The following is a 769-nucleotide window of genomic DNA, read 5'->3' as shown; positions in this document are numbered from 1 at the left end:
CGGTTAGAAACTGGAACATAAGTCTCCTTATTCAGAAATCCTGGTTTGGGGATTTTTGAATAAGGTGCTTATGTGCAAGTTTCTGCTTGGTGGAGCACATTTTCGCTATGTAGCAAGGTGCTTATGTGCAGATTGTTGCTTGTCGGAGCACATTTCCACTATAAGAATTGAGAACGGGTGCTCATGTATCAGAGAACATTCCCTCTGTCATAGGTAGCGGAAAACAAAAATCCACAGTACCCAAAAACATCATTAATCAAGGAGAATCGATTATGACAAAAGACTTCAGACAAAACGTATTTCAAGGCCGCAGTGTATTGGCTGAAAAAGACTTTACTGCCGCAGAACTTGAATATTTAATTGATTTTGGATTACATTTGAAAGCTTTAAAAAAGGCTGGCATCCCTCATCATTACCTTGAAGGTAAGAACATTGCTTTACTGTTCGAAAAATCATCTACTCGGACCCGGTCAGCATTCACGACAGCAGCCATTGATTTAGGTGCTCATCCTGAATACTTGGGTCAAAATGACATTCAGTTAGGCAAGAAGGAATCAACATCAGATACTGCTAAAGTGCTTGGCAGCATGTTTGATGGGATTGAATTCCGTGGCTTCAAGCAAAGTGATGCCGAAATCCTTGCTCGAGACAGTGGTGTGCCAGTTTGGAACGGCTTAACTGACGAATGGCATCCAACTCAAATGTTGGCTGACTTCATGACCGTTAAGGAAAACTTCGGTAAACTACAAGGATTAACCTTAACCTTCAT

1 protein-coding gene is annotated in these 769 nt (G+C 41.2%); it reads left to right on the top strand.

Annotated features, from left to right (window positions below):
• Positions 1 to 272: 272 nt before the first annotated feature.
• Positions 273 to 769 (top strand): Rossmann-fold NAD(P)-binding domain-containing protein (locus tag QUF07_RS14015; RefSeq protein ID WP_502879047.1); only part of this gene is annotated, 497 nt, incomplete at its 3' end.

Source organism: Lentilactobacillus sp. TOM.63 (genome assembly GCF_030361045.1).
GTDB classification, from domain to species: Bacteria; Bacillota; Bacilli; order Lactobacillales; family Lactobacillaceae; genus Lentilactobacillus; species Lentilactobacillus dabitei.
The sequence above is the reverse complement of the archived record's forward strand: the minus strand, read 5'-3'. Positions and strand labels throughout refer to the sequence as shown.